An 18,246-nucleotide genomic window follows, 5' to 3' on the forward strand; every position below is an offset into this window, starting at 1 on the left:
TGTATTAATTCAAATTTTTTTATTTTTTTCGAGTCATTTTGAGTCCGAGCGTTAGTAAAATATATAATAAAAGTGCGCTAAGGAGCATAATTGGAATAAACATATCTCCTAGAACTTCCATCACTTCTGTATCGGTAGTTTTTAAGGTTCCTAACGCAACAAAACTTCCATTTTTAATAAACAACCCTGTATTTTCAGGATTTATAATTTTGAAGATCATTAACACTCCAAAACTGAACAAGCATAAATATAAGATGGCAAAAATCGAATATTTGATTCCACTTTTTAAATTCAGAAAGATCGCTTGAAAAATATGTTTCGGATTGAAGGTTGTTGTTGCTTGCTTTAGTTTTTTCTCTGCTACTAATGGTTTCAAAACAACTTCTGGATCGCCCAAACCTTGCGTGATTTTTAACAGTTTATCTACTTCATCATCACCTTCTATATTCTGTAAACCTTCATAAATATGGCTATTAAATTCCATCAACACATCTTGCTTATCCGCTTCAGATAGTACTGAGATTGTTCTACGAATTCTTCTAAAATAACTATCGTATATTTTTTGAGCTGATTTATTTTCGAATGCTATTTGCTTCATTTTGTTAACTTTTGAATAGCGGTTTCTAATCCATCCCAGTAGGTGCGCATTTCTGCAAGTGTACTGATTCCAACATTGGTTAATTGGTAATATTTTCTTGGAATTCCAGATTCTTGTTCAACCCATTTGGAAGTAACCAATCCTTCTTTTTTTAATCGATTCATCAATGGATACAATGTTCCTTCGGCAATTTCGATTGTGGTATATTTTCGCACTTGCTCAATGAGCTCGTACCCATAAAACTCATTATCTTTTAAGATATTTAAGAGTATAAATGCTAAGGTTCCTTTCTTAACCTGCGATTGCCACTTTTGAACAAATTCAGAATTCATAGTTCAAATATATACAAAATACATAGCAATACAATGTACTTTGTGAAATTTTTTAACTATATACTATTTTAGTTGATGATGCTTTGCTTTTAGTTGTTTCTTCTTGTAAGGAAGGCTTCCATTTAAAATAATGACCAAAAGCGATTATATTTAAGAGCATCATTAATACTGCAAATATGTAGAACTGCATAAAAATTCCAATTCCTGCGTGTAGCATAAGTACTAAAACTAAAGTTACTTTTCTCGTTTGCTTACTATAGATTAAGATTGGATATAACAATTCAAGAATTACTGTACCCCAAGCTAGTATTTTAAAGATAATCGGGTACGCCACCATCGCAGTTGAACCATCTGCAATAGTACTTGAAGTATAGGTGTTGATTACCATCCATATTGCATTGCCGTCCAACCAATCAGTTCCTAATAGTTTTCCAATTCCTGCAAAAAAATACACTAAACATAGGTGTAATTGTAAAAAGCGAATAGCAAAACTGTATAAGGCACCTCGGTGTTCTTTTTTAAATAAATAGCCTGCACAAATAAGAATATTCATGAATAACATGAACGACACAAAATAGTCAGCCCCATACGAAAATAGATATGTTGAGTTGACAAACATAAAGTGAATAAACCAACTTAGCACCGCAAATACTGGTCGTTTAAAATTAAACCACAAGCATGCTAAACTTAGCATATACATTGCTAAGAAAATCAAAAATGTAGCGTTATACGAAATTCCTACATAGCCAAAAATATCAGCAAACCATCCTAATACTGGTTGGTACCAAAAGATATAGCGTTCATTGACAGCTTGTTGTAAAATTCCTTGTTCACCAAAAATATAAAACAAATCAGGAACAATAAATAATACATTAATAGCCGAAAATAAAGCAATTGCTTTGATAGCCCACTCTTTTTTTAGGGTTTTGGTTTTACCAAATACAAATATGTCGATTGTTTTTTTCATGGTTCTATTAGTTTTGAATCGTAGTAGCTTGCATTGCCAACTCTTTATTTTTGGTTGTTGAAAATCCTAATATTTCCTTATACATTACTTTTGCACCTTCTTTTTGAGCATTTTCTAATGTATTAAAACGAAATAAATCAAGGTAAATATCTATTTGATCTACTTCTGGGTGATTATTGAATAATGACGATGAAATTGATTTGAGAATAATTTCTCGTTCTTCAATATCAAAAATATTTGAGTTGAAATGTAAGTTTGCCGATCTAAATTTTAACTTGGATTCTGGAGATTTGAACGGAAGCTTAATCTGCTTTCCATCTGCCATAAAACGCATACTTACTTTTACAGGCGAGATATTTGGTGAGAAAAATGAATAGCCTCTATTTGTTCCTGTATACTTTGCATAAAAAAAGATAGCATCTGTTACAGGTTTTGGTGTTTCAAAATACGAAGCACTATTGGCTACAAATTTTCCAAAAGGATTCAAGTTTTCTTGATTTTCTTCTGACTGAAATGTAGAAAAGCTTGCAAAACCAATAATAATCATACATAGTAAGTGAATTACTAAATAACCTATTAATATATTTTTTAAAACTTTCATGATGGTATACTTTTTTACATTTGATGAGTAGATATAAAATGAAAAAGAAAAGGCCTATAAAGACCCTTTCTTTTTTCAAGACTATATATTAGTCGCTAGATCCTTTATATACAAAGTCTCTTGAGATGAATGTCCAATCTTCTTTCAACTGGATGTCTAAGTTCTCAGCTGTAGAAACTGTTACATCATCCATAGATACTTCTTGTGCGTTTGTAGTTGAAATTGCTGATACTGCAAGCAATGCTACTACTGCTAATCCTCCTGTTAATTTTACTAATTTTTTCATAATGTTAAATTTTAATAAAGTTTTGGTTCCTACTCTATTTGAGGCTTTTCGGATTACGCCTTAAAAAAATCGTTGCAACAAATTTTCATTGGCTAAATAACGACGCAATTATCACATTTTCAAATGGTTAGTTTTTGTATTTATAAATCTACGCACCGTATTTATAAATATCATCTGTCTCTTTTATCCATGAACATTCGTAAATACTCACGTCAGACAAATAATGAATATTCTGTCAAAAAAGTCTATATTTAGCTAATATTTGAAATAAAAAGTTTATATTTTATGTAGTAATAAAGGGAAAAGTCATACTTGCTACTGCATGAAGTAAGTTATTACATGTTAATAAGGAGGGGAAGAGAATTACTTTTACGACGTATTTAATTTTTTTGAAAAAAAGTGAACAAAAATTCCGTTAAAAAACTGTTTTTTTTAGCGATTTCAGTGATTGATTTTAATTTTATTGTCAATAAAAAGCTGATTTCGATACTTGCATGCCTGACATGTACCTTCTTTTTTGGGTTTTCTCAAGAAAATTTTGATTCTGCGTATAAGTCTGACACGAAAAATTCAAATGAAAACACTGAAAAGAGTAAAGTTGCTGCCCAAGTAACATTACAAAAAGCCAAAAAAGACAACAATATTGTTCAAATTATTAAGGCATATGAGGAATTTGTGACATATTATAGTCATACACCAACAGCAATTAAGTATACCGATAGCATCATAATGCTTTCAAAAAATGCGAACCTAACTGACTATCCAGCCGAAGGGTATCTTTTGAAAGGAATTCAACTTTATTATAATACAGATTATACCGCAGCTCTCGACAATTTTGCGCTAGCTAATAATTTGGCGCTTGAAAGTCAAAACATTGATCAGCAAATTTCAGTTAGACATTATATAGGCTTATTAAAGAATGTAAGCAATGAAACTTCCGAAGCATTAAAAATTTTTCAAGAGAATCTAAAATTCATCCTTGATAATGAGTATGAGAAGAAAAACCCTGAACAGTATTTAAAATCACTTTTTGCATTAGCAGATTCATATAACAAGAATAAAAATTTTGAAGCCGCAGAGCTTGCACACCAAAAAGGTATTGAAGCAAGTTTGGCACATCCATCACAATACTTATATCCTTGGTTTTTGACCTCTTATGGGATTACTTCCTATTATAAGGAAAATTATTCTAAAGGCAGAGACAGTTTATTAAAGGCAGCCACATATTTTACTCAAAATGAAAAAGCGCTTTGTTCTACTTATTTATTTACCTATAAATGCTTAGTAGCACAAAAAGAAACCAACGAAGCAATAACTTATTTAAATAAGATTGATTCAATATATCAGCTTACACCCAAAGTTATTTTTCAAGCTAGAGAAGCTTATGAGTTTTTGAACCAAGAATACAAAGCAAATGGTGATCGTCTGAATCAATTGGAAGCTATTGAAAAATTATTGGTTGTTGATAAAATTATAGAAGAGAATTATCAAAACTTAGGGAAACTCATTGTAAAGAAATATGATACTCCTTTATTAATTTCTGAAAAAGAAGAGCTCATTAATGAACTGGAAAATAGCAACTTTTTATCTCAAAAAACAATAACTGTTCTTATTATTTTATCTGCTTTACTTTCAATCATTATTTTTTATTATGTGAGAAGAAACACTATTTATAAAAAACGTTTTGAATCACTAATGAAAAAGTATGAGAATAATGAGCAATTAAAAGATAAGGCTATTCGTAAAATACCTGCTACAGATGCAAAAGAAAACCTGGGTTTATCAAGTGATATTGTAGATGCTGTTTTAGTCAAATTGGATAAATTTGAAAAGAGTCATAAATACACAAAAAAGAATTATACGTTAACCAAACTTGCAAAAGAATTAGACACAAATAGTACGTATCTATCCAAAATTATCAATTATACTAAAGGAATTAATTTTGCAAATTATATGAACGAGCTTCGTATTGATTATGCTATTTCTCAATTAAAAGAGAACAAATTATTCCGTTCTTATACTATAAAAGCAATTGCTTTAGAGGTCGGTTTTAATAATGCACAGTCGTTTTCTATTGCTTTTCACAGAAAAACAGGTATTCATCCTTCATATTTCCTCAAACAACTGGAAAATCAAGAACTTAAAACAACTGCTTGATTGTCAATTATTTAAAACTGTATTTTTATAATGATATTTATAAATCTCACGAAAAAGTGAAAAAATCGAGTGGTTTTTTGCGATACTTTTACTTCACAATCGCAAAACATCCACATTATGAAAAATTTAAAAAACTTCTCTCAAAAATTAAAACTTAATAAATCTAAAATTGTTGATTTCTATCAAAGCAATCATATAAAAGGAGGAATTGTACCCGAAACTTCTGTTTGTGCACTTGCCAATGGAACCCCTTTGAATACATATACTCTTTTATGCGGAAAAGACACTATTGACACGCAATAGTGTTCCTTTTTTATTTCAAGTTTCCTAAAAATGCTGCTTATTCGAGGCAGCATTTTTTTATTAAGCGAAACCTTTTTTGGAGTTAATTTTATACACATAATTATAACTTACTACAAAAAAAAAGAGCACTACTACTAGTGCTCTTTTATATAAATCTTTTATGAAACAGAATCTTACATTCCTGTTACTTTGATATCGTCAATGTGATATCTTGTTTCTGCACCACCAGCAGCACCTAAATATTTGAATGCTACGTTTACATCTCCATTTAAACAAGAGATATTGATACTTGAAGGTACGAAACTTCCAAATCCACTTCCACCAATTGGAATGTTAGCATCTAATAAAGTCCACTCTGTAGTTGTTGGATCACCTGTATAGTTTTCAGTGATGTAAGCTTCAAGAATTTGTCCTGTTTCAAAGTTTGCAGAAACATTGAATGTTAATTCTTCTTGTGTAGTTCCATCTAAATTGATTGCTGGTGTTACCAACCATGCTTCTAACGGGTTTTCTCCAGTTCCAAAAGCAGAAATAATCATATATCTATCTCCGCCAAAAGCACCGTCTTCAAAACGTTCAGTACCTCCTGAAACGTTTACGTTAGTCCAACCTAATGGATCTAATTGTGCTTCATTGGTAATTGTTTCAAAATCTTGCTCAAATACAGTTACAGCATCTGAAACTGGTCCTGTACACTCAAGGATATTAGGATCACAACGAACAGTATCGTTAAAGTTGATATCAGCTAAGGTGTTTATAACTAATACATTAATGTCATCTCCGAAATCTCTAGTGAAAACTCCTTGAATACTTCCTTTGTTTTCATCGATTGTTAATGATTTGAAATCGGCAAATGTACTTGTTTGTAGTGCGATTGTTCCGTTCTCATCACATTCTTCAATCGTTCTGAATCCGTCAAAATTGTCTGAAGGCTCACCTGCATATGTTAATCCGATATCATTTCTACCGAATTGTACACTTTCTAATTTAATGAACGTGTTTTCATCTGCAGCAGTCAACTCGCCAATTGTTGTAACTTTAGGCTCAATTTCAGCAACTTCAGTTCCTCTTACTACAAAATTGTCTAATTCAAAAGGTTGAATTTGATCAATGTCATTTCCATTTGGTTTTCCGATTGCATACACCCCATTTTCTAAGCCAATTGCTAAACCATTCATTTTGATGTATACTTTTCGACCAAATTCATAACGGTTAAAAAGTGCTGCTTGGTTAATATCTACACGGAATCCTAATCTTGGATCTGCATCAGGGTTTGCAGCATTTCGTTTGTTTTGAATAACTAGTTCTTCAAAGAAGTTTCCTGCTTGATCACTAGACACTACATATCCTTCAATGATAATCTCTGCTTCATCAGTAGCTATTGTAGCAATCTCATCACCATCAGCTACCGCTTGTAAATATCTTGCTACCATATTTTGGAAAGTAGCATTTGCTGTAAGTCCTGGATCAACTGCTGTTGTCCCCGAAGGAATTGCAAACTCATCATCTTGAACACAAGAAGTAATAACTGTTCCCATAATTCCTAGGACCGCTATTAGACTAAAAATTTTATTTGCTTTCATCTGTTTGATTTTATTTTTCTACATAACCCATTATAAAGTTACGCAATCTTTGTTTTAAGTTTTATTAGAATCTAAAATATAAGTTTAAGAAATATGTTCTTCCTCTACCATACCAGTATCTGTTACCAAATACTCTTGTTTCTAGTGCTGAATCATCTCTTAGCTCTCTAAAGTTGGCATTTCTTCCTTGCTCAAAACCTCCCGTTCTGTATTCCTTGTCAAATACGTTGTTGATACTTGCAAAGAAACCAACATAGTAGTCTCCTAATTTCCATGATTTACCACCCACAAGATTAACTAGCATATAGTCGTCAAATTGCTCTTGTCTTAATAATTCACGTGCTAGTTCTGGATCGTAATCATTGAAAACTTGTCCATCATAATCTGTATAGAAGTTGCTACTTCTCTGTAATGGACTTACGTCAATATATGCATTTGAGAAGAAGTTGCTTGTTGCTCCAAACCACCAGTAATCTGGATCTCTATATTCAAATCCTAAAGAAAATGCTCTTTGTGGTCCTCCAGCAATTTTATAATCTTTTAAGCTTACTTCACCAAAGTCTAGCTTTCCATCCACAAATCCAGCAGCTCTGGTTTCAATATTATCTTCTGTAGTTACAAAAAGGTTCGGGTTGTTATCGTAGGTATATTGACCTACAGACGCAACTCCTTTTAATTTGATTGTAGAAGTTACTTGATATTCAACTCCTAATTCTCCACCAATATGTCTTTTATCTACACCTTGTAAAATTTCCTGAACAAATGCTTGATTGTCTCCACCAATACCATCTGCAAAGAAGAATGATATTTCATTTGCATCTTCCATTTTAGTATAGTACCCTGTCAATCTTGCCTTGATTAATGGAGATCTGTAGATATAGCTCGCATCAAAAGAGGTAATTTTTTCTTCTGTAATATTTGGCACTACATTATTATTTTCTCTTGAATTTGAGTAGGTATTACGAATTGATGGGGCTCTTGTTAAATATCCTCCATTAACATCGAATAAATGGCGTCCTGTTAATTTATAAGTAAATCCTCCTTTTGCTCCAATACCTGTGAAAGTCAATTTTTCTCCTTTTCCAAAAGAAGTGTTTGGAAAACCACCATTTCGGTATAATCCTTCACGTTGATACGTAGTATTTTCAACACTACCAGCTACAAAGAAGTCAATTTTTTTATACTTGAACTGTGCTTGAGCAAAACCTCCGATGGTGTTTGAACGGATTTCAAAATTGTAACGGAAACGATCTCCTTCTGTTACTAATCTGTTCGGATTATTCAAATCGTTTTGTACTGCTCCAGGCTCATTTGTCAAATCACTAGCAAAAGGATCTACATCTAAATATGCTCTTCCTCCTAATAAGTCAGTTACTTCAGCGAAGTTTTCAGAAACCAAAGAAGAGAAATTTACATTTGCATTCAACGTAATATTATCGTTGATTGCTGTATTTAAAATTGTATTTGCTGTAAATTGTCTATCGTCTGTTCTATCTTCATATACAATATTGATTGCATTTCCACCAGCTACTAGATTGTTTTGGTTTGCAGCATATAAAGCAACCCAATCAATTTGCCCATCTTGCACAAAAGCTTCTTGCGCCCCAAATGCTAATGCTGGGTTATCTGGAAAATTACGTTGGAAGTAACTTGGCAGTTTTTGATAATACGTTGGACTTGGATTTACACCATTTCCAATTGGGAATCCGCTAGCATCTAAGTCAGTTCCACCAAAATCTAAACGGCTTCTTCCTTGCTCTCCGAATTGATATGCAACATTTGTATTTAATGTTGTATTGTCAGAAATATCCCAGTAGTGATTTAACATCAAAATTGGCTCAACTACTCTACGTACACGAGAGTTACGTTTTTCTCCATCTTGGTATCCCCAAAACTCGTTGTATCGAATTCCTTTTAGGTCATACACCTCTTGCGTATTGGCTGAAGATAAACCTCTTCTATTGGGAGCATAAATTCCTGTAAAGTTTATGCTGTGTTTGTCGTTTAATTTCTTTTCAACTGAAACAAATAGAGAATTTGCATCATAGAAAGTTCCATCATTAAATCCTTCATCACCCCATCTTCTTCCAGCAGAAACAGTGTAAGCCCATCCGCTTTCTAATAACCCTGAAGAATAGGTTGCCATAATTCTATTGGTATAGCTTCTATCTGATGAAGAGTAAGTCACTCTACCTCCTTCTCTGTATTGAGAAGCTCTTGTATTAATATTTGTCGTTCCTAAAACACCTCCAAAAGTATAATCAGAAGCACTTAATCCATTTGTAAGTTCTTGATTCCTTACAACATCGTTCAATCCTCCCCAATTACTCCATTGTGGTCTTCCATTAAACAATTTATTCATTTCAATACCATTAATTAGTACTGTTCCATTCTCAGAATCTAATCCTCTTACTCTAAAAAAGGTAGCTCCAAATTCAAAAGCTGCAGTTCTTAAAAATACATCTCTTGACGACTGTAGTAATCCTGAAATGTTATCTGCTGCTGTTGAATCGTCATTCAATTCATCATCAGTCAATGTAATCAATGTCACATCTTCTTGGATAAACTTTTTTAACAAAATCGTTCCTAGGTCAATTGCCTCACCCTCTTTCAGAGTTATTGGCATTCTCAAGATTGAATATCCATCTTTTGTGAATGTAATATCCACTTTACCTACTGCAACATTTGTTAACTTAAAAGCTCCTGAAGCATCTGTAACAACTTCTTTGTTGTTATTTCCAGCAACCGAAACTATAACATTTTGGAGTGCATCATCTGTATCGGCATCAACTACAACTCCTGTAATTGAGTTTTGTCCAGTGACAAACCAAACAGATAGCAACCCAAATAAAAAAATAAGTTTTTTCATACTGTAATTTGCAATTAATTATTATTCGAGTTAAAAAATCTTTAATAACGACGGGCAAATGTACATTATTTATAATTAATAACTACTTTTGGTCTATCTTTTGCGTAGATTATTTAAGATAACATAACATTTAATAAATGAAAAACCTTAAATCCCTAGTATTACTTGCGTTTTTACTAGTGTTTTCCCATGCATGGGCACAGAAAAAAAAGCAGTATAAAGTTCAAACAATTGCCTTTTACAATGTAGAGAATTTGTTTGATACGATTAATGACCCACTGAAAGATGACGAGAAGAGTCCTATTATGGAAATTCAAGGTGATCGTTCAAAAGTTTATAAAGACAAAATTTCAAAATTAGCACGTGTTATTTCTGATATTGGATATGATGTTACCAAAACAACACCTGCTATTGTTGGTGTTGCTGAAATTGAAAACAAACAAGTGCTGGAAGATTTGATTAATGATCCAAAATTGAAAGATTCAGATTATGGAATTATTCACTTTGATTCTCCTGATTTAAGAGGAATTGATGTTGGATTAATTTATAAACAAGGTGTTTTTCAACCGCATAGTTTCTCAAAGCATCCATTGTATATTTATGATGGAGAGCAACGTATTTATACGAGAGATCAATTGTTGGTTTCTGGTGTTTTGGATGGAGAAGAAATTCATGTAATTGTAAATCACTGGCCTTCACGTAGTGGTGGTGAAGCTCGAAGCAGACCTAAACGTATGAAAGCAGCAGAGCTAAATAAACAAATTATCGATTCGTTACAAGACCTTAATAAAGAAGCAAAAATCTTTACCATGGGCGATTTGAATGACGACCCTTTTAATGTAAGCATGAAGGAAATTTTAAAAACAAAAGAAGATCGTGAAGATGCTAAGGGAAAAGACTTATTCAACCCAATGGAAAGCATGGCGCGTAGTGGAAACGGAACACTTGCATATAGAGACGGATGGAATTTGTTTGACCAAATAGTATTTACAGCTCCATTATTAGAAAGAGACTATTCTGAATATCGTTATTACAAAGCAGGTATTTATAATAAAACGTATTTATCAAATAAACGTGGACGCTATAAAGGATATCCGTTTAGAAGCTTTGCAGATGGAGCGTATACTGGTGGGTATAGTGACCACTTTCCTGTGTATGTACATTTAATTAAAGAGGCTGAATAACATTCTACGACGCTTCAATGTGACTCATCGAATATAGATAGCGATTCTTATAAAATAAAAAAACCTTGATTATCATTAATCAAGGTTTTTTTTATTTAAAGCTGTTCTTATTTTTTGATTACATTCCTAAACCTAACCATTGATTCCAAGGTAATCTTGATAGAATTAATAATAATCCCAAACCATAGAAAAGTGCTATTTTACCAAATGCACCCTTATCTGTTTGTTGTTTTTTATGTTTAGACCAACCAATTGTAATTAATGCAATTGCAAGAATCCCTACAAAAGGATGTTCTAAAGCTAATAAGCGTTCCGCAGAACTCATTCCTCCCATTCCTCTATCAGAAATCATTTTCATTCCAAAAGGAGATACAAAATAAAGTATGAGCCCAATAACTAATTGCAAGTGTGTAAAGATGAGTGCGAATAGTGACAGGCGCAAGTCCTTCGATACAAATTTTTTATTGGATGTATATCCGATAATGGCATTAGCAACTGCCACAATTAAGATAAATAATACAAAGTATGCCCAATAGGAATGTAGTGTTTGGATAGTTTCGTACATGAGTTGGTTTTTTGATGTTTTTACAAATGTAGGTAATTTTTTGTTTGTGTTATTGTTTTGCTAAAGTTTAAAAAACGTAAGAATTTTTCCATCTTTTAATGTTATTTTTAAGTCTTACAAAGTATTCTATGTATAGAACTCATTCCATTTCAAACTCCATTTTTAATGCTTTAAAGCAGCAATCAGTTACTGAAAAAACTGGTCTTCTTGATGGTTTAACAGGGGAAAGTCTATATTATTTTTATAGAAACATATTGTTTAAAGATGAACATGCATATACTACTGCCGTAGAAAAACTTGAAACTGCAGTGGAAATGATGCATAAAAACATAGGAGACACAAGTTTTTTTAGTGGTATTGCGGGCATTGGATGGATGGTATTGCATTTGAATGAACAGGAAATAGTTGATATAGATATTGATGATTTTTTAGATTCTTCAATTGATTTGTTTTTATATACTACTATGATGGAATACCTTCATAGACATATTTATGATTTCTTTTTTGGTGCTTCTGGTATTTGTTTCTACTTCTTTAAAAAATATCAATCTGTGCAAGATGTAAAACAAAAAGAAATGTTTAAAACATACATCATGCAATATCTTTTTTATATGGAATTTATCAAGAAAACAGATACGGAAGGTATTTTTTGGACACATCGAGAATATCCGTTTGAAAAAGAAAATTCTTGCTTTGAATTAAGTTCTCTTTCTAATGTGTCATCAATTATATTACTTCTAACAGAAATCGCAACAGAGAAAGAATTTGCACCTTTTTGTTTCTCATTAATTAAAAGAGCTAGCTATCGGCTTTTACATTTGTTAGAAACCACTCAAAAACACCGATTAGATCAAGGATATTGCCTATGGAAGGCTTCTGTTTTACTTTGTGATGCAGAATTAGAGAAAAAAGCTTTTTACTACTTACGTTTAGCAAAGAAACATATTCCAACAACCGATATAGTTTCTCAAGCAAAATGCGCTATGATTTATCAAAAAATCGCAAACACTACTTGTGATAATTTGCATAAAAAAGAGGCTCTACAATGTATTACAGATTTTTCAGTAGGTGAATTAGCTCAAAACATGTATGATTCAAGTATATGGAAAGGTTATGCAGGACTAGGATTAATCGATTTCTCGCTACACCATACTGCTTCAAACGAATGGTCTAAATGTATGTTGATTTAATATTATGATGGAAAAAGCACTGCAAAAGTTTATATCGTATTGGAAACAAAAAGATATGGTGAGAGGCATTCTTCTTACAGGGAGTTATGCAGTTGGTATTGAAACCAAAAACTCTGATGTAGATATTAGACTCGTTCTTGATGATAGTACAACTGGCTCATTTAAGGGATTAGAAACTATTGAGGGGTTTACCTTTTCATTTATCGGAAGAAGCCAATCAATCACGCTAGATAAGTTCAATAGGCAATTTTTTTCACATGTAAAAATGGAAGCGAGAATTTACCATATTGGTAAAGCTATATACGATCCTTATGGAGAAGTTGCTTTTCTTCAGGAAATTGCAAAAAATTATGTAGAAACTCCTCTTATATCAAAAGAAGTTTCCGAAACTGATTGCCAACTTTATATGCATTCATTATATAAAAAGTATGAATACATTCAAAATTCGAATCCGAAAGATCCTTTTTATATGTATAATTATATTTTGTATCTAGAAAAAGCTATCAGTTATTATGCGGAGAAGTTGAATGCCGAAATGATTTATGGAAACGATAGTAAGTTAATTCGCTTTTTAACAGATGAAAAATATATCAAGACATACGGATTTCCAAGTTTTCCAGATGCCAAATTTAAAGCTCTTTGGTTAGCTGCTTTAAACAAAAGAGAAAAATCACAATTAGAAAGTATTCATATTTTTTTAAGAAAGCATTTACATAATTTTAACGAATCTTCAACACTTATTGAATGGGATAATTAAGATATTTAAGTAATTATTTTAAAATCCTAATCATGAAAAAAAGTAAAAAGAAATTAAGTCTTAAGAAAATGTCTGTTTCTAATTTAGCTACTGTAAAAGGTGGTGGAACAGTATGGTGTACGATCACTGTAGGAGCAAGTGGGGTAACCACCTGTAATTACACAGCTGGATGCCCTCCAACAGAAGAAAGTCAGTGTTGTGATACAAGAGGTGATTCGTATTGCGACCGTGAAACCTAAAAAGGTCTTCTTTTTTAAAAAACAAAAAGCTCTGCTAAATAGCAGAGCTTTTCTTTTATTATTTATTTACTAGCTTCTTAGAAGTTGTAACGAACGCTAAAGTTCCAAGTTCTTCCAAATCCAAAGAAAGCTTTGTTTGCAGTGTTGATCCCGTCGTACGTATCGTCTCCAGGATTTGCAAAAATGTTTGTTTGTGATTCAGCTAAGTACGTAGTGTTAAATAAGTTGTTGATGTTCAATCTGAAGTTGATTGAATTTTGTTTCTCATTTCCTACTAACCACTTGTATGACACACCACCATCAAATAAGTTGTATGCTGGTAATTGTAATGAACCTCTGTTATCAGCTTCATCAAAGTCTTCTGCGTTGATATCAGCGTATAAATCGTCTGCTCTAAACCAAGAGATATCAAACTTTAAACGCTCAACTGGCTCAACGATAGCTGCTAAACGCGTAGTTGTTTGTGCAGAATTTCCAACTTTTACATCGTCTAAGTATAACGTATTTTGTCCAACTACTTGGTTTTGGTCATTTACGTTGAATGCTGGTCCAGAGATTGTTCCTCCGTATTCCCAGTTACCTACAGATGCCATACCATTAAATGTTAAGAAGTCTAACGGACGGTATGAAAACTCTAATTCAACTCCAGAGTGAACTTGCTCTAAACCTACTAAGTTAGTTACCCCTTGTACTTGCGCCATTGGATCATTTGGATCAGCGAAAGTACCTGTTAAGTTGATGTATCTATCTTTCCAAGACGTTCTATATAAGTTCAAGTTTACGTTTAACTTTTCAGATTTGTATCCATATCCAATTTCAGCACCGAATACTTTTTCATTTCTGTAATCGTCATTTAACTCATTAGTATTTCTTAAGTATACAGCATCAAATAAAGGTTGCTTAGAGTAGTATCCAACATTACCAAATACGTTGTGGTTTTCGTCAATGTTGTAGTTTAATCCTCCTTTGATAGTTCCTCCAAGGATGTTTTCCCAATCTGTACGTTGTCCTTCAGCAGGCGTTAATAAGAAGAAATCTTCTCTACTAAACCCTTGATTAGAACCTGAGAATTGTACGAATGCAGAAATTGCATCTTTCTTATATTCTAATTGACCAAAGATTCCTAACCAACGTACATATCCGATGTTATAGTAATCAATCTTATCTTCATCATCGATATCTTTAAATACATTTACGATAGAAGAAAATTCAGAAGAGTACGTATTTGTTAATACTCGGTTAGGATTGTTTACATCGTCGTTATCTCTATATGCATCTGCTCCTAATAAGTTATCTAATCTTCTGTAGTGGAAACCTTTATATGTTCTAGCATCGATACCCACATCTAACGTTAAGTTATCATTTAACTTTGTGTTTAAGTTTGCTAAAATACCAAACCAGTTGTGAGAGTTGATAGAAGCTCTTCTTGATAAACCATTATCTCTACTATCGTTGATGAATAAACCATTTTCTTGATCGTTTCTTTGGTAAACGTTTCCGTCAGAGAATGTTACAGCGTTTCCTTTGTTATACTGAACAATTTTATCCCATAAAACTTCTCCTGTTTGTTGGTTTCTGAAGATTTGGCTTGACGCGAAGTTGAATCCTGGTAATCTTCCGATATCTCCAGTTCCACCACCACGACCAAATGATGCATATCCTACAGTTGATAATTTCATGTTATCATTAATGTTCCAATCCCAGTTTAATGATAATACTGGTTTGTGGTAGAAGTTTCTTCTCCAGTTGAACTCTTCACCATTTAATGTACCATGGTTGTAGTTATATTTGTCTCCATACTGTAAGTACTGAGCAATTGTAGCTGCATTAAAGAAGCTAGTAGTTCTTTGGTTGTGAACTTGAGGCGCTCCAGTTGCAGTAAATTGAATATCGTGAGTTCTGTTCTCGTCAGTCCATCCAAATCCTAAGAAATAGTTGTATCCTTCAAAAGCAGTTCCGTTGATGTACCCATCTCCAGCAGTTCTACTTAATAATCCTGTGAATGCAAATCCATTCTCCATTCTTCCTGTAGAGTAAGAAGCGATTGTTTTTAAGTAGTTATCGTTACCTAAGGTAGTTCCAACAAATCCTCCTTCGTTTCTTTCAGTAGTTTTTGTTACAATGTTTAATGTACCACCTACTGAAGAAATAGCTAATTTAGAAGAACCTAAACCTCTTTGTACTTGGATAGCAGAAGCAACATCTGCTAAACCTGTCCAGTTACTCCAGTAAACAGCTCCATTCTCCATATCGTTTACAGGAACACCATTCACTAAAACAGCCGTATTTCTTTGGTCAAATCCACGAATGTTAATTCTAGAATCTCCAAAACCTCCACCAGATTTAGTTGCATATACCGAAGGTGTTGCATTTAATAATTCTGGAAGTTCTTGGTTTCCTAATCTTTCAACAATTTCTTCTGCTTTGATTGTAGATACTGCGACAGGAGTTTCACGCTCTTTTGCGATGTCAACCACACCAACAATTACTACCTCATCAAGAGAGTTATCTGAAACTAAAGTAATAGTTCCTAGATCTTGAGTTCCTCTAGTTACATTGAAAGTAACTGATTTTGTTCCAAATCCTACGTACGATACTTCAATAGTACCAGTAGCACTTTTCACGTCTAATTTGAATTTTCCATCAATGTCGGCTGATGTTCCATTTGTTGTTCCCTTCACAACAATACTAGCTCCAGGTAGTGGACCTGTTTCATCTACTACTTTACCAGTAACAGTTCCTTGAGAAAAAGCAACAGATGTTACTAAGAACATCGCTACTACAAAAAACAAATTGTTAATCGTCTTCATAAGTTTTATTAGTTTATTTAATGCCGCAAAAATCGTATTTATTGTGCATGCATATATTAAGCGAATGTTAAATGTTTTAACATTTTTTCAAAATTACGTTTTTAACTTATTTATTTGTTTTGCAGTGAATTAAGATATAAACTAAATTATTAACAGTTATTTTCTACTTTTTTTAAAGTATTTTAAAAGATTAGCAGTAGAAACATCATGTTTGGTAATTTCTTCTCCTTGAATGTCTGTCAAAATTTTAGTAGCCAGTTGTTTTCCAAGCTCTACACCCCATTGATCGTAACTAAATATGTTCCATATAACACCTTGAACAAATATTTTATGTTCATACAACGCAATCAACGCACCCAAACTCTCTGGAGTAAGTTTATCAATAAGTATCGTGTTTGTCGGTTTGTTTCCTTCAAATAGCTTAAAAGGAAGTAATTTTTCTATTTGAGCTGGTTCTAAACCTTTTTCTTTCAATTCTGCAATCACTTCTTCCTTAGTTTTTCCATTTAGTAAAGCTTCCGTTTGCGCAAAAAAGTTGGCCATTAACTTTTCATGATGTTCTTTATCGTTGTGCAACGAATGTACATATCCAATAAAGTCTGCTGGAATTAATTTAGTTCCTTGATGTATCAATTGAAAGAATGCGTGTTGCGAATTAGTCCCAGGTTCGCCCCAAATCAATGTCCCTGTTTGGTACTGAACTTTATTTCCATTTCTGTCAATGCTTTTTCCATTACTTTCCATGATACCTTGTTGCAGATAGGCCGAAAAACGATGTAAATATTGTGTGTATGGAATGATTGCCTCGCTTTCTGCTTCATAAAAATTATTATACCAAACACTTATTAATGCCAATACTACCGGAATGTTTTCATTAAACGGGGAGTGTTTGAAATGCTCATCCATATTACGTGCTCCAGAAAGCAATTTTTCAAAGTTTTCATATCCTACCGATAAACTTATAGATAAACCAACTGCACTCCATAAGGAAAAACGTCCTCCAACCCAATTCCACATTGGAAATACATTTTCAGAAGCAATTCCAAATTCGTTGATTTTTTCTAAGTTAGTTGATACCGCTATAAAGTGTTGGGCAACTGCCTCTTCTGATGCATGTGATAAAAACCATTTACGAATAGTCATTGCATTTGTTAGTGTTTCTTGTGTCGTAAATGTTTTTGAAACTATAACAAATAGTGTTGTTTCAGGATTAAGATTTTTTATTACTTCTTGTACATGATCTCCATCTACATTTGAAACAAAATGAATATTCAACTGATTTTTATAGTATTCAAGTGCTTCTGTAACCATGGCTGGGCCAAGATCAGATCCTCCAATTCCAATATTTACAATATCTGTAAACGCTTTTCCTGTGTATCCTTTTTTATGACCAGAAATAATTGCTTCCGAGAATGCACGAATTTTTTTCTTAACTGCATTAATTTCTGGAATCACGTTGACACCATCTACAAATACTTCACTATTTTCATGTGCACGTAGCGCTGTATGCAATACTGCTCTGCCTTCAGTTTCATTGATACTATCACCTGAAAAGTACTTTTCAATATTCTGCTTTAACTTAACCTCTTCTGCTAATTGCAGTAATAGATCCATAGTTTCTTGCGAAATTCTGTTTTTAGAATAGTCTATATAAAAGTCTTTCCATTGAATGGTAAAGCGATCTGCACGTTGGGTATCTTTTTTAAAATATTCTGTTATCGCAAACGATTTCGTTGCATAGAAATGCTCCTGAAGTCTTTTCCAAACTTCAGTTTCTGTAGGGTTTATGTTTGTTAACATGGTTT

General features: G+C 32.8%; 16 protein-coding genes. 6 read left to right on the plus strand and 10 right to left on the minus strand.

Translation table 11 applies throughout. The features are described from left to right. Positions 1–19: 19 nt before the first annotated feature. The 5 genes from AA088_RS01785 to AA088_RS01805 form a co-directional block, all read right to left on the minus strand. Complete coding sequence (locus AA088_RS01785; RefSeq protein WP_046743243.1) at positions 20–598, minus strand: HAAS signaling domain-containing protein; 579 nt, start codon at positions 596–598, stop codon at positions 20–22. Beyond that, positions 595–930 carry a PadR family transcriptional regulator gene (locus AA088_RS01790; protein WP_046743244.1) on the minus strand — a complete coding sequence of 112 codons (336 nt, stop codon included), beginning with the start codon at positions 928–930 and terminating at the stop codon, positions 595–597. The genes AA088_RS01785 and AA088_RS01790 overlap by 4 nt, the downstream gene beginning before the upstream one ends. Before the next feature lie 52 nt (positions 931–982). Further along, positions 983–1,897 carry an HTTM domain-containing protein gene (locus tag AA088_RS01795; protein ID WP_046743245.1) on the minus strand — a complete coding sequence of 305 codons (915 nt, stop codon included), beginning with the start codon at positions 1,895–1,897 and terminating at the stop codon, positions 983–985. Between the two features lie 7 nt (positions 1,898–1,904). Further along, a complete protein-coding gene (locus tag AA088_RS01800) occupies positions 1,905–2,498 on the minus strand; it encodes a hypothetical protein (protein ID WP_156168354.1) in 594 nt (197 codons plus the stop codon). 88 nt (positions 2,499–2,586) lie between these two features. Continuing rightward, entirely contained in the window at positions 2,587–2,784 is a 198-nt protein-coding gene (locus AA088_RS01805; protein WP_046743247.1) for a hypothetical protein, read from the minus strand. 399 nt (positions 2,785–3,183) lie between these two features. Here AA088_RS01805 and AA088_RS01810 point away from each other — a divergent pair, with 399 nt between their 5' ends. Then, positions 3,184–4,941 (plus strand): helix-turn-helix domain-containing protein, encoded by a 1,758-nt coding sequence (locus tag AA088_RS01810; protein ID WP_046743248.1) that lies wholly within the window; start codon positions 3,184–3,186, stop codon positions 4,939–4,941. A gap of 117 nt (positions 4,942–5,058) precedes the next feature. Continuing rightward, a complete protein-coding gene (locus tag AA088_RS01815) occupies positions 5,059–5,244 on the plus strand; it encodes a hypothetical protein (RefSeq protein ID WP_046743249.1) in 186 nt (61 codons plus the stop codon). Positions 5,245–5,417: 173 nt separating this feature from the next. Here the strand turns inward: AA088_RS01815 and AA088_RS01820 are convergent, their stop codons facing one another. Further along, positions 5,418–6,827 carry a DUF5689 domain-containing protein gene (locus AA088_RS01820; protein ID WP_046743250.1) on the minus strand — a complete coding sequence of 470 codons (1,410 nt, stop codon included), beginning with the start codon at positions 6,825–6,827 and terminating at the stop codon, positions 5,418–5,420. Between the two features lie 64 nt (positions 6,828–6,891). After that, positions 6,892–9,696, minus strand: a complete 2,805-nt coding sequence (locus tag AA088_RS01825) for a carboxypeptidase regulatory-like domain-containing protein (RefSeq protein WP_046743251.1) — start codon at positions 9,694–9,696, stop codon at positions 6,892–6,894. Positions 9,697–9,833: 137 nt separating this feature from the next. Between AA088_RS01825 and AA088_RS01830 the strand changes: the two genes are divergently transcribed. After that, positions 9,834–10,880, plus strand: a complete 1,047-nt coding sequence (locus tag AA088_RS01830; protein WP_046743252.1) for an endonuclease/exonuclease/phosphatase family protein — start codon at positions 9,834–9,836, stop codon at positions 10,878–10,880. Between the two features lie 118 nt (positions 10,881–10,998). Here AA088_RS01830 and AA088_RS01835 read toward each other — a convergent pair whose 3' ends face one another. Continuing rightward, complete coding sequence (locus tag AA088_RS01835; protein WP_046743253.1) at positions 10,999–11,445, minus strand: hypothetical protein; 447 nt, start codon at positions 11,443–11,445, stop codon at positions 10,999–11,001. A gap of 128 nt (positions 11,446–11,573) precedes the next feature. Between AA088_RS01835 and AA088_RS01840 the strand changes: the two genes are divergently transcribed. From AA088_RS01840 to AA088_RS01850, 3 genes are all read left to right on the plus strand, one after another. After that, the gene (locus AA088_RS01840; RefSeq protein ID WP_046743254.1) at positions 11,574–12,635 is read left to right on the plus strand and encodes a lanthionine synthetase LanC family protein; all 1,062 of its coding nucleotides are present in this window, start codon (positions 11,574–11,576) and stop codon (positions 12,633–12,635) included. Between the two features lie 4 nt (positions 12,636–12,639). Further along, positions 12,640–13,392 carry a nucleotidyltransferase domain-containing protein gene (locus tag AA088_RS01845; protein WP_046743255.1) on the plus strand — a complete coding sequence of 251 codons (753 nt, stop codon included), beginning with the start codon at positions 12,640–12,642 and terminating at the stop codon, positions 13,390–13,392. Between the two features lie 68 nt (positions 13,393–13,460). Beyond that, entirely contained in the window at positions 13,461–13,631 is a 171-nt protein-coding gene (locus tag AA088_RS01850; RefSeq protein ID WP_156168356.1) for a hypothetical protein, read from the plus strand. Positions 13,632–13,708: 77 nt separating this feature from the next. Here the strand turns inward: AA088_RS01850 and AA088_RS01855 are convergent, their stop codons facing one another. After that, positions 13,709–16,441, minus strand: coding sequence for a TonB-dependent receptor (locus AA088_RS01855; RefSeq protein WP_046743257.1), 2,733 nt, complete (start codon positions 16,439–16,441; stop codon positions 13,709–13,711). Positions 16,442–16,597: 156 nt separating this feature from the next. Beyond that, positions 16,598–18,241 carry a glucose-6-phosphate isomerase gene (pgi, locus tag AA088_RS01860; protein ID WP_046743258.1) on the minus strand — a complete coding sequence of 548 codons (1,644 nt, stop codon included), beginning with the start codon at positions 18,239–18,241 and terminating at the stop codon, positions 16,598–16,600. Between the last annotated feature and the right edge of the window lie 5 nt (positions 18,242–18,246).

Origin of the sequence: Kordia zhangzhouensis, from assembly GCF_001005305.1 — a bacterium.
Taxonomy (GTDB): domain Bacteria; phylum Bacteroidota; class Bacteroidia; order Flavobacteriales; family Flavobacteriaceae; genus Kordia; species Kordia zhangzhouensis.

Coding starts and splice junctions, on each gene's coding strand:
- AA088_RS01785 (WP_046743243.1), bottom strand. CDS start 598: ATGAAGCAAATAGCATTCGAAAATAAATCAGCTCAAAAAATATACGAT.
- AA088_RS01790 (WP_046743244.1), bottom strand. CDS start 930: ATGAATTCTGAATTTGTTCAAAAGTGGCAATCGCAGGTTAAGAAAGGA.
- AA088_RS01795 (WP_046743245.1), bottom strand. CDS start 1,897: ATGAAAAAAACAATCGACATATTTGTATTTGGTAAAACCAAAACCCTA.
- AA088_RS01800 (WP_156168354.1), bottom strand. CDS start 2,498: ATGAAAGTTTTAAAAAATATATTAATAGGTTATTTAGTAATTCACTTA.
- AA088_RS01805 (WP_046743247.1), bottom strand. CDS start 2,784: ATGAAAAAATTAGTAAAATTAACAGGAGGATTAGCAGTAGTAGCATTG.
- AA088_RS01815 (WP_046743249.1), top strand. CDS start 5,059: ATGAAAAATTTAAAAAACTTCTCTCAAAAATTAAAACTTAATAAATCT.
- AA088_RS01820 (WP_046743250.1), bottom strand. CDS start 6,827: ATGAAAGCAAATAAAATTTTTAGTCTAATAGCGGTCCTAGGAATTATG.
- AA088_RS01825 (WP_046743251.1), bottom strand. CDS start 9,696: ATGAAAAAACTTATTTTTTTATTTGGGTTGCTATCTGTTTGGTTTGTC.
- AA088_RS01830 (WP_046743252.1), top strand. CDS start 9,834: ATGAAAAACCTTAAATCCCTAGTATTACTTGCGTTTTTACTAGTGTTT.
- AA088_RS01835 (WP_046743253.1), bottom strand. CDS start 11,445: ATGTACGAAACTATCCAAACACTACATTCCTATTGGGCATACTTTGTA.
- AA088_RS01840 (WP_046743254.1), top strand. CDS start 11,574: ATGTATAGAACTCATTCCATTTCAAACTCCATTTTTAATGCTTTAAAG.
- AA088_RS01845 (WP_046743255.1), top strand. CDS start 12,640: ATGATGGAAAAAGCACTGCAAAAGTTTATATCGTATTGGAAACAAAAA.
- AA088_RS01850 (WP_156168356.1), top strand. CDS start 13,461: ATGTCTGTTTCTAATTTAGCTACTGTAAAAGGTGGTGGAACAGTATGG.
- AA088_RS01855 (WP_046743257.1), bottom strand. CDS start 16,441: ATGAAGACGATTAACAATTTGTTTTTTGTAGTAGCGATGTTCTTAGTA.
- pgi (WP_046743258.1), bottom strand. CDS start 18,241: ATGTTAACAAACATAAACCCTACAGAAACTGAAGTTTGGAAAAGACTT.